This is a genomic window from Pseudomonas sp. TE50-2, from assembly GCF_040813665.1.
Lineage (GTDB): Bacteria > Pseudomonadota > Gammaproteobacteria > Pseudomonadales > Pseudomonadaceae > Aquipseudomonas > Aquipseudomonas soli.
In genome coordinates this window covers 5,351,549-5,366,089 of the sequence record NZ_JBFNXN010000001.1, presented here as the reverse complement: position 1 = coordinate 5,366,089, position 14,541 = coordinate 5,351,549, and the positions used below count along the sequence as shown (strand labels likewise).

Genomic DNA, 14,541 nt, shown 5'->3' with positions numbered 1-14,541 from the left:
AAGGAGCACGGGCATGAACAAGGGAGTCTATCGCCATCGTTGCGCCTGGTTGATGCTGGCGCTGGGCGCAAGCCTGGCCGCCTCGGCGTCGGCCGAAACCCTCGAAGAGCGCCTGCGCACCCAGCTGCGCAGCACCACGCAACAGCTGCAGGCCCTGCAGAGCGAGCAGGCCCAGGCCAGCGCCGCCCGCCAGGCGGCGGAACAGCAACGCGACGCGGCCCTGGGCCAGGTGCGCGAGCTGACCGCGCAACTGGCCAGGGCGCGCGGCCAGAGCGAACAGCTCGCCGGCCAGCAGCTGGCCGTGCACAGCCAGGCCCAGGCGCTGGTGGCCAGCAGCAACGAACAACTGCACAAGTACAAGCAGGCCTATGACGAACTGCTGGGCATGGCACGCGCCAAGGAAAGCGAGCGTGCCGGCCTGCAGGCACAACTGGCCGAGCGCGATGGCCAGGTGCAGCAGTGCCAGGCGCGCAACCAGCAGATGTACGGGGTGGCCAAGGAGATGCTGGCCGCCTATGAAAAGGTCGATATCGCCGATGTGATGAAGATGCGCCAGCCCTTTGCCGGCTCGGCCCGGGTCCGCTTCGAGGAGCTGGCCCAGGCCTATGGCGACAGACTCTACGAAAGCCAGTTCGACGCCCCCACGGGCGTGACCCAGTGACGTTTTCTCAACGCAAGGAAGTAAGCACATGACCGAAGTCACCCTGATCGAAACCGTTAGCGCCGACTCCCTGACCAAGCTGCTGCAGGATGCCGGCTGCCGGGTCAATCGCACCGAGCAGAATGCCGTGGTGCAGTTGCTCAGCGCCAGCCAGGGCGTGGGTTACGCCGTACGTTTCGGCAACCGGGCGCTGAACCAGGAAGGCGAGTTCCTCGATTTCACCTTCAGTTGCGCGCTGCGTATCCAGGGCGAGCTGCCCGCGGGCCTGGCCGAGCGCTGGAACGCCACGCGCCGTTTCGCCCGCCTGTCGGTGCAGGGCGAGTTCCTGGTGATGGAGAAGGACGTGGTGGTTGCCGACGGCGTCAGCGAGAAACACCTGCTTGGCAGCCTGTTGCTGTGGGATCGCCTGCTGCAGGAGTTCATCGTCTACCTGCGCGACTACAGCCGCAATGTCGCCGAAACGGCGCCCGAGCAGGTGGCCGGCGATGCGGTGAGCGCTTCGTGACGGCGCGAACCCTGTGGGCCGGCGCTGGCGCGCTGGCCGTTGTCGCAGTGGCGGTCGCCCTGGCCTTGCGCCCGGGCGACGAGCCGGTGGCGGCGGCGCGCCCGGCTTCGCCCGCCACCCTGGTGGCCACCGACAACGGCCCGGTGCTGGCGCGCCTTGGCGAGCAACAGGTGGGCAGCGGCGAACTCAAGGCGCTGTTCGCCCAGTTGCCCGAAGAGTCCCGCGCCAGCCTGCGCGGCGACCGGCCAGCACTGGAGGCCTGGATCCGCGCCCGCTTGGCGGAAAAGGCCCTGTACCAGCAGGCCGAGGCCCAAGGCTGGCTGCAGCGTCCGGAGATCCAGGTGCAGACCCGCGCGGCCACCGAGCAGATCGTCTTGCGCGACTACCTCGACTCGGTGAGCAAGGTACCCGACGACTACCCCACTGAAGCCGAGCTCAAGCAGGCCTACGAGGCAGGCAAGGCTGGTTTGCAACTGCCGGCACGCTATCGCCTGAGCCAGATCTTCCTGCGGGTGGAGAACCCCAAGGATGACGAGGCCGTGCGCAAGCAGGCCGTGGCCCTGGCCAAGCAGGCCCAGGCCGCGGATGCGGACTTTGGCGCATTGGCCCGCGAGCATTCGCAGGATGCCGGCACCGCCGCCAACGGCGGCGATACCGGCCTGCAGGCCTTGGCGCAACTGTTGCCGGAGGTGCGCGGGGTGGTGCCGAAACTCAAGGTGGGCAGCGTCAGCGAGCCGGTGCAGAGCGCGGCGGGCTATCACATCATCAAGCTGGTGGAACAGCAGCCGGCCCGGGCGGCGACCTTCGACGAGGTGGCCCCGCGCCTGCGCCAGGTGCTGCGTGCCCAGCGCCAGGAGCAGGTGGCCAAGGCCTATGTCGAGGGCATGTTCGACACTGCCACCCTCAGCATCGACGGCGCGGCGCTCAACCAGGTGCTGGAAAGCAGCCGCTAGTCGCCTACAACCATGGAAGAAGCGGGCCTGCCAAGGCGGGCCCGCGGGAGGCGAGGGATGCCTATCGATCTGTCCCGGGGGCGAGCCCCGGATACCAGCGTGCCCGTCGTTCGCCCCCAGGTGCCGCTGGCCCTGGACGAACAGACCCTGAACTGTTTTCTGGTCACCGCGCGCTGCGGTTGTTTCATGCAGGCGGCGCGGCGGCTCAACCTCAAACCGGTGGCCCTGCGCAAGCGCCTGGCGGCGCTGGAGGCACGCCTGGGCTACAGCCTGTTCGTCAACCGCAACAACAACCCGGTGCTCAGCCAGCAGGGCGAGCGCCTGCAGCAGGTGCTCCAGGCCCGCGAACCGGTGGTGCCACCGCCGCGGGAAGCCAGCGCCAGTGTGCGCCTGGCCGTGGCCGAACCACTGCTGCAGGACCTGCTGGGCCGCAACCTGATCAACTTCGTGCGCCAGCATGCCGGCATGCGCCTGGAGGTGGCCACGCTCGATGGTCGTCAGGTACCCGAGCAGGCCGTGGATGTGGCGCTATGGCTGGGCGACCTTGACCAGGGCGCCCGCAGCGGCTGTTTTGCCGACAGCACCGCCGAAGCCCTGGCCACCCTCGAGTACCTGCCGCATATCGCCAAGCGTTATGCCCGCGAGGCCAACCGCCCGACCAGCCTGGCGCACCTGCAGGACTACATGCTGGTGCAATGGCAAGGCGAGGTCGGCGTGCAGGCGTTGACGCCCTGGCAGGCGCTGTTGAGCACCCGCTCGGCCGGCGTGACGCAGATCCAGGACTACGAGATGTACTGCCAGCTGATCAAGTGCAGCGCCAGTGTCGGTTTGCTGCCGCACTACGCGGCACATCTGGATCGTGGCCTGCTGGCCTTGCCGGGGTTGTTCCGCGAGCCGATGCGCCGGCGCGTGTGGCTGGCGGTCGATGAGCGCACCGAAGCCGACCCGTTGGTGCAGGTGATGGTCGGGGCGATCAGGGCCGCGTTCGAGGAACGCCGGGAATGGTTTGCCGGCCGTTAGGGGCAGCCTAGGATCAGCCGGCCTTGCGCAGCGTCAGATTGATCCGCCGTTCGCCCATGCGCGGATGCACGCCAGGCTTGATCGGCAGCACGCCATGAAAGCGCAGGCGGTCCTCGCCGCCCCACACCAGCACGTCGCCGTGGTTCAGCGGGATGCGCCGGGTACGGTCCGAGCGTTGCAGCCCGCCGAACAGGAACACTGCGGGCAGGCCCAGCGAGATCGAGACGATCGGCTGGGCGTAGTCCTGCTCGTCGCGGTCCTGATGCAGGCTCAGGCGGGTACCCGGCAGGTAGTGGTTGATCAGGCAGGCATCCGCCACGAAGCCGTCGAAACCGGCCTGGGCGGCGGCGCGCGAAGCCAGCTCGACCAGCACCCGGGGCAGGGCAGGCCAGGGCTTGCCACTGACCGGGTCGGTGGCGGAGTAACGATAGCCGCTTGCGTCGCTGACCCAACCCAGCGCGCCGCAATTGCTCAGTGCCACGGCCATGCGCAGGCCGCCGGGGGTCTGCATGTGGCGAAACGGCGCCGCGCGCAGCACCGGGCGCAAGGCATCGAGCAGGGGCTCGAGCTCCGCCAGGGCGAAACCTGGCAGCAGCGTGGTGTGCGCGGCCAGCTGCTGGGGGTGTGCGTCGAACAGATCGAGATCGGACTGGATCATGCCAGGGGCTGCTTGGGTGGTGTCCGCACAGTGTATCGCGATGCCCCGGTGCGTGGGGCATCGCGAGCCACTGCGCCGGCCTCAGAGGCTGAGCGTCAGGCTGACACTGACATTGCGCGGCTCGCCCGGCAACACCCATGAACTGTTGTATGAGCGCTCGTAGTACTTGCGATCGAACAGGTTGTTGAGGTTCAGGCCCACGGTGACCTGCTCGCTCGCCTTGTAGTGCGCCAGCAGGTCGACCGTGCTGTACGAGGGCAGGGTGAAAGCGCTGCCGGCCTGACCGGAGCGCTCGCCGACATAGTTGAACGCCGCGCCCAGGTCCGAACCGCGCAGGGCGCCATTCTGGAACTCATACACGCCCATCACGCTGCCGCTGTTACGGGCAATGCCCAGCAGGTCGCTGCCCTTGGGCAGGCTGGCATCGCCCTTGGTGACCTCGGCATCGATGTAGGCATAGGCGCCGATCACCCGCACCGCCTCGCTGAGCTGGCCGCTGAACTGCAGGTCCAGGCCCTGGCTGCGCGCCTTGCCGGCCGCGATGCTCTCGCCCAGGGCATCGGTGGTGATGACGTTCTCCTTGTCGATATGGAACAGCGCCACCGTGGCGCCCAGGCGGCTGTCGAACAGGTCGAGCTTCAGGCCGGTCTCGTAGCCGATGCCTTTCTCGGGCTTGTACACCTGCCCCTGGGTGCCGATGGTGTTGGGCTTGAACGAGGTCGAGGCGTTGGCGAACACGCCGACCTGTGGCGTCAGCTGGTACAGCAGGCCGACGCGGGGCGTGGCGACATCCTTGGCCTGGCTGTTGCTGATGCCGCTGCTGCGGTTCTGCGAGGTCTGCTCGATGCGCTCCAGGCGTACCCCGAGCAGGCCGCGCAGGCGTTCGCTGAAGGCGATCTGGTCCTGCAGGTTGAGGGAATGGCTTTCGGTGCGTTCGAAGAAGTCATTGGCGCGGGTGAGGGCCGGCTTGGGCTTGCCGTGTACCGGGTTGCGGATGTCCAGGCCGTAGCTGGCCAGGGTCGCGCTCTGCGGGTACTTCTGGCTGTTGCGGTAGTTCTCGTATTCCAGGCCGATCAGGCTCTGGTGCTGCCAGCCGAGCAGCTCGAACTGGCCGTGCAGTTCGGCTTGGGTGATGTTGTCGTTCCACTCGAAGTCGCGCTCGCGATAGAAGCGTGTGAGGGTGTTGCCGACCAGGGCCTGGGGCTCGGAGCTGTTGCCCTTCAGTGTGCCCTGGGTGTAGTGGTTGGCCAGGCGCAGCTTCCAGTTGTCGTCAAGGAAGTGCTCCAGGGCCAGGTCGACGGTCTGGTTGTCGTTGCGGATCTTGCCGTCGTTGGGCTCGCCCATGAACGCCGAACGCGGCACCGAGCCCATCTGGCCATTGACCGCCGGGATGCCGCGGTCGAACACCGATTCGGTGCGGGAGAACTCGGTGTCCAGCAGCAGGCGGGTGTCGGGCGACAGCTGCCAGCTCAGCGACGGGCTGACGATCCGCCGCTCGCTGTTGACGTGATCGCGGAAGCTGCCGTTGTCCTCCACCGCCAGGTTGACCCGGCCCAGCAGGTTGCCTTGGCTGTCCAGCGGCGCGTTGGCGTCCAGCGTGCCGCGGTAGCGGTCCCAGCTGCCGGCGCTCAGGTTCACGGTGCTGAATGTCTCGGCCTGGGGGCGCTTGCTGACGATGTTGACCAGCCCGCCGGGATCGCCCCGCCCATAGAGGCTCGCGGCCGGGCCCTTGAGCACCTCGATGCGCTCGATGCTGGAGGTGTCGGGCGCGCTGTAGCTGCCGCGGTTGACGGCGAAGCCGTTCTTGTACAGCTCCCCCGTGGTGAAGCCGCGCACGCTGTAGTTGAGAAAGGTCAGGCCGCCGAAGTTGTTCTGCCGCGACACGCCGCCGGCAAAGTCCAGGGCGCGGTCGATGCGGGTGCTGTTGAGGTCCTTGAGTACCTGGGCCGGCACCACTTCGATGCTCTGCGGGGTGTCGCGGATATCGGTGTCGGTGCGCGTGGCGGTGGCCGAGCGGGTGGCCCGATAACCCTGGACCGGGCCGTCGGCGCGCTCTTCGAGGTAGGCGTCGGTGATCGAGGTTTCGTCCAGCACCAGGGGTTGGGCCGCAGCGAGCGGTTGACCGAACAGGCCCAGGGTCAGGCCGGCCAGAAGGGGAGCGCGAGGGTTCAAGGGGGATCTCCGTTAAATATGTAATAACATTACATTATCGCTTCAATCATCGCCAGAAGAAGGTGTGACAGGGCGGTTGCGCGATGAGAATGATTTGCGTTAATGTTATGTTATTACGTATCCGGAGGTTCTCATGCAAGTACTGTCCTCACTCAAGCAGGCCAAGCGCCGTCATCGTGACTGCCAGGTGGTCAAGCGCCGTGGTCGGATCTATGTGATCTGCAAGTCCAATCCCCGGTTCAAGGCCAGGCAGGGCGGGGTGAAGAAAAAGCGCGGGTAGCCGTCAATGGCTGTCAGTCAGGCGAAAGGGGCTGCACAGCAGCCCCAATGACGCTAGCGAAGAGTCCTGCGCAGGCGTCGCCAGCCCAGTACCACACCACTGAGGGCTATCACCAGGCCGCCGCTACTCAGGCCGATGATCAACCCTTCGCGCAACAGCGGCCGCGCCAGCAGCGGTTGCCAATCCCAACTGTGCAACAGGTTGAACAACCAGCGCCCGGCACGTTGCGCCCGGTCGTGGCTGGCCACCAGCGTGCCGCTGGCAGGGTCCAGGTAGGCCCAGGTGCCCGCCGCGTCGGCGAAGCGCAGGCGCAGCACGGGCAGTGGGCGCGCTTGGGATCCGTACATGCTCTGTGGCTCGCGGGCGAAGTAGTGGAAGTCATAGGTGCTCTGCCAGTCATCCTCCACCGTCACCCCTGGAGCCATCGCTTGCGCGGCCGCCAGCAGCCTTTCCCGGCTGAAGGTACGCGCCGGCGGGGCGTGTGCTTCAAGGATGCGGCTGTTGCCGTCGGCGCTGCGGGCCACGGCATAGGTGACGCCGGCCAGGCGTTGCCACTGCAGCTCCACTGCATCGAACCCTGTTTCGTCGCGCAAGCGGGCCAGGGCCGTGGCAATCGGCAACTGCAGGTCGGCGGCGCGCAGCGGCGCTTGCTGCAAGGCGATCTGCGAGCGGCTGTCGGTCACGCCCCAGGGGCGCATCGACATCAACCCGCTGAACACCCACAGCGCCAGCACCCCACCGAACAGCAGCCCGCCGATGTGGTGCCAGCGCAGCCAGCCGCCGGGGTAGGGGCTGCACGATCCGCTACGGTAAGGCTTGCGCAAGCGCAGGCGCAGGATGCCCACCGCGATGCCCATGAGCGCCATCAGCGTGCCGAGCAGTGACAGGCCGATCACCAGGGTGCGCCAGCCATTGTCGAAGCCCAGGCCACCGCGCAACGGATAGAGCCAGTGCAACCAGGCGCCGACCCAGTTCCAGGCGCGCTCACGGCCGCTCGCATCGCGCACCACCTCGCCGGTGCGCCCGGACAGATACAGCCAGGTGCCGGCCGCATCGTCCACTTGCACCCGGTGCAAGGGACGATCGCTGTCCAGGGCCCGGGAGTGGGTCCACATGTCCTCGTCCAGCGTGCCCTGGTAAGCCAATGCCGCGCTACCGGCGTACTGCCGGGCATTGGCCAGGGCCCAGGCCGCGTCGGCGTTGGCCAGGGGCGCGCCGTTGGCTGCATCGAGGGTGACGCGGCGACCGTCCACCAGCTCCAGCAAATAGTACGGTTGCCCGCCCAGACTGGTCAGGCGCAGCGCCTTCAACGGCTGCTCAGCCCATTGCGCCGGCAACTCGGCGCAGCATCCCGCCGGCAAGGCCGGCAGGTGAGCCAGGCGCTCGGCCGTGGTCAGCTTGGGGTAGCCGACATACAGCATGACCACCCCGGAGACGAACCACAGCGCCATGAACAGGCAGGCGACGATGCCCAGCCAGCGATGCCACAGGTACAGCTGGCGTTTCAGGCCCATCAGTAGCGCCACTGCACAGCGACTTCCAGGCTGCGCGGCTCACCCAGGTAGTACTGGGTGTTGGTCTGGTGGATGAAGCGGGCGTAGACTTCGTCGGTGAGGTTGCGCAGGCGGGCGCTGAGTTGCACGTGCTGGTCCAGGTCGTGGGTCATCGACAGCCCGTAGACGGTGTACGAAGGCACCCACTGGGTGTTGGCGGTGTTGGCGTAGACCGCCGAGACGTAGCGGGCGTCGGCGCCGACCTGCCAGCCCGGCGCCAGGTCGTAGGTCAGCCAGAGGTTGGCCACCCGGTCCGGGATGTTCACCGGGTTCTTGCCCTTGCGCGAGTACACCACGCCGCCGATGGTCTCGTTGAACTCGTCGTATTCGGCGTTGACCCAGCTGAAGTTGCCTGCCGCCAGCAGTTTGGGCGTGACCTTGAACGACGCCGCCAGCTCGATGCCGGTGGAGGTCTGCTGGCCGGCCTGCTCGGTGGTGTTGGGCACGGTCGAGGAGGGCACCGAGATGTTCTTGCGCACGATGCGGTAGGCCGCCGCGGTGGCCGAGCCGCGCCCGTCGAGGAAGTCGAACTTGCTGCCCACTTCCACCTGCCTGCCGGTGCTCAGGTCGAAGTCGCCGACCTGGCTGATCGACGCGCCGGTGAGCGAGCCCCCTGGCGGTTCGGCCGAGGTGCTGTACTGGGTGTACAGGCTGATATTGGAGGTCAGGTCGTAGACCAGCCCCAGGCGCCCGGTGAAGGCATCCCAGCGCCGATTCAGCTTGGCCCGGGTCACGTGGTCGACCACGTCGAAGTCGATATGGTCGTAGCGCAGCGCGGTGACCAGCGACAGCTGGTCGGTCAGGCGGGTACGGTTCTCGACGAAGCCCGCAGTGGTGTCGGTCGTGGTGCTGCGCCCCTTGGCGCGTGGCGCGTCCATGCCAGGGATGTCGAGGAAGTGGCCGGGCTGGAAACCGTTGGGATCGATGCTGTCGAACGCGCCCTTGGACAACGGATAGGCGGTCTGCTGGTTGCGGTTGTAGTCCACGCCGAACGCCCAGTCGCTGGCCAGGCCGAACAGCTGGCCCTGGTGGGTCAGCTCGACGCGGTTGCCGTTGACCTCCTGGTCGTGGCGCTGGCGGTAGCCGCCGGAGCGGGCGATGGCGGTGTTGCCGGGGTTGTAGCGGTACACCTCGAGGTTGCGGTAATCGCGCTGGCCGTTGTAGTGGTAGAAGGTGTTGCGCAACTGGTTGCTGTCGTCGATGCGGTAGTCGGTGATCGAGCGCAGCCAGCGGGTGCGCTGCTCGTAGCGGCCGTCCTCGACGTTGTAGTTGTCGAAACGGTGGTGCTTGTCGATATGCAGGGTGCCGCTGGCCGGTTGCAGCACCGGCGCGCCCCAGTAGGGGCTGTCTTCCTTCTCTTCGAGATACTCGATGGCCAGGGTGTGCGACAGCTGGTCGTTGATGTCGCTGAGCAGCGAGAAGGCCAGGTTGCCGGCCCCGTTCTCCTGGCGGTCGATATAGCCATTGGTGCTGGTGCGGCTGTAGTCGAGCCGCGCGTAGTGGCGCGGGCCGTCACCGCTGTTGAGCGCCTTGTTGAAGCCGACCGAGGTTTCCATCGTGTCGTAGCGCCCATAGCTGACGCGGCCCTCGAAGGTGTCCTCGTCGCGGTTGGCCAGTTTGGTGATCATGTTCAGGCTGCCGCCGACGGCGCCGCTGCCGTTGAGGAACGACGACGGCCCGCCGAGCAGTTCGACACGGTCGTAGATCCATGCCCCGACCGGGCGGCCGGCGGCGCCGTACTGCAGGTTGATGCCGTTGAACAGCTGGCTGACCTGGGCGCCGTTGAAGCCGCGATACGACACGTAGCCGCCCCAGCCGGGCGGTGCCGAGGCGTTGACTCCGGGCAGCGCATTGGCGGCGTCCTGGAAGTTGCGCGCGCCGATGCGCTGCATGGTCTTGCGGTCGGCGACGCTGACCGAGGCGGGGTTCTCGCGGGCGCTGAGGTTCAGGCGTGAGCCGCTTTCGATGGGGCGGTCGAGGTCGAGGCTGGTCGCTTCCTTGGCTTGGTCGGCCGTGGCCGTGACGTTGCTGGCGGGCAGGGTGAGGGTGTCGTCCTGCGCCCAGGCGCAGGTTGCGCTGCCAACGAGCAGCGCCAGAGTGGTCATGCGGAACATGCAAGGCTTCCTGGCTGAAATCAATGAGCGCACGCCCGCTGCCGATCAGGCAGTTCGAGGACGTGGCGATGTCAGAACGCGAGAAGCGAAGCGGGGGAGGCGCGGGGGTTGACCAGTGGCCAGCGCTGCTTGGGCAGCCGTGGCGCGGGTTGTCTGGGTAAGGGTTTGCTCGACTCCCCGGCGAGCAGCGCCAGCAAGCCGAAGAATACCGCCAGCAGGATTGCGCTGAACAGGCTGGCGATCACGCAGTCGCCGCCGGCGGGCAGCACCGGGTCGGTGATGTCCTGGTCGCCCTTGAACACGCCGCTGCTGTCGGCCGCGCACCAGGCGGCGTCGTCGAGGCCGGCCAGGCGCAGCCCGGCCATCTGCCCATGGCCCATGGCGCACAGCAACGAGCCGAACAGGATGCTGAAATACAGCACCCAGGCGACTTGCGATCGTGTGTGGCGGGCCAGCTTCATCGGTAAAGCTCGAAGGGAATGGGTTAGGCGTGCGGATTCTACAACTTTTGACACATCTGCCTAGAGTGAACGGCCGATAAAAAACATTCGAAACGATTCACCCGCCTCGCTTGACGCCTCTCGGCGCCAGGTGTTCTGATGCCGACCGATTTCAGGTGTCCCATGCCGCCGCGCATGGGGTGAAACGGGAAACCGGTACGCGCTTCGCGCCAGTCCGGTGCTGCCCCCGCAACGGTATGCAAGTGATGCCTTCGACAGACCACTGTGGCCCCCGCGTCATGGGAAGGTGAAGACATCTTGTCTTGCGAGCCCGGAGACCGGCCTGGAATGTAGTAGGCAAACTCCTGCGGTGGGCGGGCATGGGCCGGTATTGGCGTGTGCGCGATCCGTGCTCCTGCGTGCTTCTGCGAAAGTCACTTTCGAGAAGAGCATGATTGCTGTGATTCACTCCCGACGTCGCTTCCCCAAGGCCCGGACCTTGTTCCTGGGCTGCCTGGCCAGCCCCCTGGCACTGGCCGAAAACACCCCCCTGATCCTCGACCAGCAGATCGTCGCCGCGCCGTCCTTGGAGTCGACCACGGTCGACGCCGATGCCTACCGCTACCTGGACGGCGCCCGCCAGCACCGGCTGAGCCTGCTGGTGGAGAACCTGTTTGACCGCGACTATGTCACCAGTCGGGCGAGCAACGTCGACAACCTCGGGCGGCCGTTCACCAGCGAACTGCGCTACACCTACACCTTCTGAGGGCGTGAGCATGGACTACCAGCGCGTGTTGTTCGTCGGCCCCGGCCTGGGTGGCGGCTCGGCGGCCGAAGCTTTCGGCGCCGAGATTCGCGACCTGCGTGGCCAAGAGGCGGGCCGGGATATCGTCGACACCCTGGAGGGTTTCGACGGGCTCTGGGCGGTGATCCGCGAGGCCCTCGACCAGGGCGTGGAACGCCTGCTGGTGGTGGACCTGGAACCCACCTCGGACAGCGCCTACCTTGACTGGCTGCGCGATGAGCTGGGGCGCCTGGCGCAAGCTCGGGCCGGCGTCTGGGTCACGGCCCAGGCCCTGGGGCGGCGCGGCCTGGATGCGCGAGTGGCCTGTGCCAGCATCGGAGAACCTGCCCGTCACCTGGCGTGCGACCAGGTCAACGCGGTGGCCAGCGACCCGGACTGGTCGCGGGTGCCCGAGCATGCCCGTCAGGTGTTCCTCTGCACCGGCCCCCGCTGCGTGCGGCGCGGCGCCTTGCCGTTGTGGAAACGCCTGCGCCGGCTGCTGCTGGAGCGTGACCTGATTGAGACCCCGGGCGGCGTGCTGCTGACCCGCACCGGTTGCCAGTTTCCCTGCAACCTGGGGCCCGTGTTGACGGTGCACCCGGACGGCTGCTGGTATCGGGTACGTGATGATCGGGAGGTGGAGGAATTGGTGGAAACGCATCTAGAGGGCGCAAGGATCGCCGAAGGACTGTTGATCAAGGGAGGGGCGTGCGATGCGTAAAGCCTGGCTGCTGTCGCTGGCCGTGTGCTGTGGCACACCGGCCCTGGCCGACAGCTATCGCAACTGCGGGCAGGACTGGCAACGGCTCGCTGCGGCGCCTGCGCGTATCGTCGCCCTCAACCAGCACGCGGCCGACCTGCTGCTCGCTCTTGGCGCGGGGCCGTCGATGGTCGGGGTGGCCTACCTGGACGACAACGGCGCCGCCTACAAGCAGGGCCGCTACCAGGGTGTGCCGGTGATCGCCCGGGAGTATCCGGCCAGCGAAGTGTTGTACGCGCAAAGGCCGGACCTGGTGGTCGGTGGATTCGCCACGGCCTTTGGCGATGGGATCACCTCGCGCAGCAGATTGGCCGGCAACGGGATTGCCACCTACCTGCTCGAGTCGGCCTGTAACGGTCACTCGCTGGACTACTACGGCCATGTCCGGCGTGACCTGACTGTGCTTGGCGAGCTGTTGGGCAGACAGGCGAGGGCGCAGGCATTGATCGAGGCGATGGAGACCGACCTGGCGCAGGCCAGGGCGATCGCACCCAGCGGCAAGCCACTGTCGGTGTTCTACCTCGACAGCGAGGTGCGGGGGCTGGACAGCGAGGGCGGACGTGGGTTCGTCACGCCGCTGCTGGCCGCCGCCGGGGCGCGCAATGTGCTTGCCGGGATCGACCAGTACCGCGTGACGATCAACCGCGAGGCGCTGCTGAGCAGCGACCCCGACGTGATCCTGCTGGCCGACGCCCTGTGGTCGCCGGCCAGCCGCAAGCGTCAGCTGCTGACCCGCGACCCGGTGCTTTCGAGCCTGCGGGCGGTGCGCGAGAAGCGCATGATCGATATCCCGTTCACCCAACTGATGCCCACGCCGGCCAGCGGGCGGGTGGCCCTGGAACTGGCGCAGCGGCTCAGGGGGATGGCTGTTCCATAGCCGGCCTACTCGCCGATGACCAACTGACGCGCCAACTGGTTATGACGCTCCAGCACCCTTGGCAGGTCGACGGTAGTGATGCGCCCGTCCTGAACCACCACACGTCCGTTGATCACACTGGTGTCGACGTGGGTCGGGGTGCAGAACACCAGCGCCGCCAGTGGGTCGTGCAGGGCGCCGGCATAAGCCACATGGCCGAGGTCGAAGGCCACGAAGTCGGCGACCATGCCCGGTGCCAGGGCACCGATATCGTCACGGTTGAGTACCTTGGCACCACCCAGGGTGGCGATTTCCAGCGCTTCGCGGGCGGTCATCGCATCCGGGCCGAAGCCGACCCGTTGCAGCAGCAAGGCCTGGCGTACCTCGCCGATCATGCTGGCGCCGTCGTTGGATGCCGAACCATCGACCCCCAGCCCCACCGGCACGCCGTGGTCGCGCATCTTGCGGATCGGCGCGATGCCTGAGGCCAGGCGCATGTTCGAGCACGGGCAGTGGGCGACCCCGGTGCCGGTGCGGGCGAACAGCTCGATGCCGTGCTGGTCGAGTTGCACGCAGTGGGCATGCCACACATCGTGGCCGACCCAGCCCAGGTCCTCGGCGTATTCGGCCGGAGTCATGCCGAACTTCTCGCGGCTGTAGGCGATGTCGTTGACGTTCTCGGCCAGGTGGGTGTGCAGCGACACGCCGTACTCGCGGGCCAGCACCGCTGCTTCGCGCATCAGGTCGCGGCTCACCGAGAACGGCGAGCAGGGCGCCACCACCACGCGCCGCATCGAGCCATGGCTGGCGTCGTGGTAGTCCTCGATCAGGCGCTGGGATTCCTTGAGGATGTCGCTTTCCTTTTCCACCACCGAGTCCGGCGGCAGGCCACCCTGGCTGCGGCCGACGCTCATGCTGCCGCGAGCGGCATGGAAGCGCATGCCGATTTCCTCGGCGGCGTGGATGCTGTCGTCGAGCTTGCAGCCGTTGGGGTAGATGTACAGGTGGTCGCTGGAGGTGGTGCAGCCCGAGAGGATCAGTTCGGCCATGGCCGTCTGGGTCGAGACCGCGATCATCTCCGGGGTCAGCCGCGCCCAGATCGGATAGAGGTTGGTCAGCCAGTTGAACAGCTCGCCGTCCTGGGCTGCCGGCACCACACGGGTAAGGCTCTGGTACATGTGGTGGTGGGTGTTGACCAGGCCGGGGATGACCACCTTGCCGGTCATGTCGAGGATCACGTCGGCGTTTTGCGGCAGTGTTTCACTGGGGCCGACCTGGCGGATCACGTTGTCTTCGATGTACAGGCCGCCGCGTTTGATTTCACGGCGTTCGCCGTCCATGGTCACCAGCAGTTCGGCGTTCTTGACCAGTAGGGTCTTAGGCATGTGTGTCCCCTCCCGTTTGGGATGTGTTTTCTGATTGTAGAGAGGCGCCTGGTGCATGGGCCGGGCGCACCAGGGCCGTCAGGCGCGGCGGCGTGGCCGGGCGTCGATGACAGGGGCGAACGGTTCACCGCGCACGTGCCAAGGCTGCGCCATGGCGGGCGCATCGGGCAGGTGGGCAGACGGTGACAGGGCGAATGCGGCAAGCGGCATTCGGGAAGGATGCCCGGTGAAGGCGGGCGGCAGTGGATGTCGCATGGCTTGAGCCTGTCGCAATACGCAACGGCGATGACCGTTGTCGTAGGCGCGAGGCAGTGTAAACAGAATTCGCTTGTTTTGTATACGATGGATTGTTTCGACAAACCACGGCCTGCAATCGCTTCGAAAAAGTGCATGCAGTCAT

General features: G+C 67.0%; 15 protein-coding genes and 1 riboswitch. Of the genes, 8 read left to right on the top strand and 7 right to left on the bottom strand.

What is annotated here, in order from left to right:
* Window positions 1-13: 13 nt before the first annotated feature.
* The 4 genes from AAHK21_RS24380 to AAHK21_RS24365 are packed head-to-tail and all read left to right on the top strand — an operon-like array spanning window position 14 to window position 3,139.
* Window positions 14-661 carry a DNA repair protein gene (locus tag AAHK21_RS24380; RefSeq protein WP_367858610.1) on the top strand — a complete coding sequence of 216 codons (648 nt, stop codon included), beginning with the start codon at window positions 14-16 and terminating at the stop codon, window positions 659-661.
* 28 nt (window positions 662-689) lie between these two features.
* Window positions 690-1,166 (top strand): YbjN domain-containing protein, encoded by a 477-nt coding sequence (locus AAHK21_RS24375; protein ID WP_367858609.1) that lies wholly within the window; start codon window positions 690-692, stop codon window positions 1,164-1,166.
* The gene (locus AAHK21_RS24370; RefSeq protein WP_367858608.1) at window positions 1,163-2,119 is read left to right on the top strand and encodes a peptidylprolyl isomerase; all 957 of its coding nucleotides are present in this window, start codon (window positions 1,163-1,165) and stop codon (window positions 2,117-2,119) included. The genes AAHK21_RS24375 and AAHK21_RS24370 overlap by 4 nt, the downstream gene beginning before the upstream one ends.
* A gap of 57 nt (window positions 2,120-2,176) precedes the next feature.
* The gene (locus AAHK21_RS24365) at window positions 2,177-3,139 is read left to right on the top strand and encodes a LysR substrate-binding domain-containing protein (protein ID WP_367858607.1); all 963 of its coding nucleotides are present in this window, start codon (window positions 2,177-2,179) and stop codon (window positions 3,137-3,139) included.
* A 13-nt stretch (window positions 3,140-3,152) separates the two neighbouring features.
* Here the strand turns inward: AAHK21_RS24365 and alkB are convergent, their stop codons facing one another.
* Together alkB and AAHK21_RS24355 are read right to left on the bottom strand one after the other, a co-directional pair.
* Entirely contained in the window at window positions 3,153-3,797 is a 645-nt protein-coding gene (alkB, locus tag AAHK21_RS24360) for a DNA oxidative demethylase AlkB (RefSeq protein ID WP_367858606.1), read from the bottom strand.
* An 81-nt stretch (window positions 3,798-3,878) separates the two neighbouring features.
* A complete protein-coding gene (locus AAHK21_RS24355) occupies window positions 3,879-5,969 on the bottom strand; it encodes a TonB-dependent siderophore receptor (protein ID WP_367858605.1) in 2,091 nt (696 codons plus the stop codon).
* Window positions 5,970-6,102: 133 nt separating this feature from the next.
* Here AAHK21_RS24355 and ykgO point away from each other — a divergent pair, with 133 nt between their 5' ends.
* Window positions 6,103-6,249 (top strand): type B 50S ribosomal protein L36, encoded by a 147-nt coding sequence (gene ykgO / locus AAHK21_RS24350; protein ID WP_023632134.1) that lies wholly within the window; start codon window positions 6,103-6,105, stop codon window positions 6,247-6,249.
* Window positions 6,250-6,302: 53 nt separating this feature from the next.
* Here ykgO and AAHK21_RS24345 read toward each other — a convergent pair whose 3' ends face one another.
* The 3 genes from AAHK21_RS24345 to AAHK21_RS24335 all read right to left on the bottom strand — a co-directional run bounded on the left by AAHK21_RS24345 (window position 6,303) and on the right by AAHK21_RS24335 (window position 10,377).
* Entirely contained in the window at window positions 6,303-7,757 is a 1,455-nt protein-coding gene (locus AAHK21_RS24345; RefSeq protein WP_367859028.1) for a PepSY domain-containing protein, read from the bottom strand.
* A 5-nt stretch (window positions 7,758-7,762) separates the two neighbouring features.
* On the bottom strand, window positions 7,763-9,916 hold the full coding sequence (locus tag AAHK21_RS24340) for a TonB-dependent receptor (RefSeq protein WP_367858604.1): 2,154 nt from the start codon (window positions 9,914-9,916) through the stop codon (window positions 7,763-7,765).
* Window positions 9,917-9,987: 71 nt separating this feature from the next.
* Complete coding sequence (locus AAHK21_RS24335; protein WP_038706229.1) at window positions 9,988-10,377, bottom strand: DUF2946 family protein; 390 nt, start codon at window positions 10,375-10,377, stop codon at window positions 9,988-9,990.
* Window positions 10,378-10,513: 136 nt separating this feature from the next.
* Window positions 10,514-10,718, top strand: a riboswitch (cobalamin riboswitch).
* An 89-nt stretch (window positions 10,719-10,807) separates the two neighbouring features.
* Between AAHK21_RS24335 and AAHK21_RS24330 the strand changes: the two genes are divergently transcribed.
* Genes AAHK21_RS24330 through AAHK21_RS24320 form a run of 3 tightly spaced genes read left to right on the top strand, consistent with a single transcriptional unit; the run spans window position 10,808 to window position 12,777 of the window.
* Window positions 10,808-11,122 carry a hypothetical protein gene (locus AAHK21_RS24330; protein ID WP_367859045.1) on the top strand — a complete coding sequence of 105 codons (315 nt, stop codon included), beginning with the start codon at window positions 10,808-10,810 and terminating at the stop codon, window positions 11,120-11,122.
* Between the two features lie 4 nt (window positions 11,123-11,126).
* On the top strand, window positions 11,127-11,861 hold the full coding sequence (locus tag AAHK21_RS24325; RefSeq protein WP_367858603.1) for a (2Fe-2S) ferredoxin domain-containing protein: 735 nt from the start codon (window positions 11,127-11,129) through the stop codon (window positions 11,859-11,861).
* Complete coding sequence (locus AAHK21_RS24320; protein ID WP_367858602.1) at window positions 11,854-12,777, top strand: ABC transporter substrate-binding protein; 924 nt, start codon at window positions 11,854-11,856, stop codon at window positions 12,775-12,777. Before AAHK21_RS24325 ends, AAHK21_RS24320 begins: the two co-directional genes overlap by 8 nt.
* A gap of 5 nt (window positions 12,778-12,782) precedes the next feature.
* Here the strand turns inward: AAHK21_RS24320 and AAHK21_RS24315 are convergent, their stop codons facing one another.
* Complete coding sequence (locus AAHK21_RS24315) at window positions 12,783-14,141, bottom strand: 8-oxoguanine deaminase (protein WP_217869440.1); 1,359 nt, start codon at window positions 14,139-14,141, stop codon at window positions 12,783-12,785.
* 78 nt (window positions 14,142-14,219) lie between these two features.
* Window positions 14,220-14,396: a hypothetical protein gene (locus tag AAHK21_RS24310; protein WP_367858601.1), complete on the bottom strand. Its 177-nt coding sequence runs from the start codon at window positions 14,394-14,396 to the stop codon at window positions 14,220-14,222.
* Window positions 14,397-14,541: the final 145 nt, after the last annotated feature.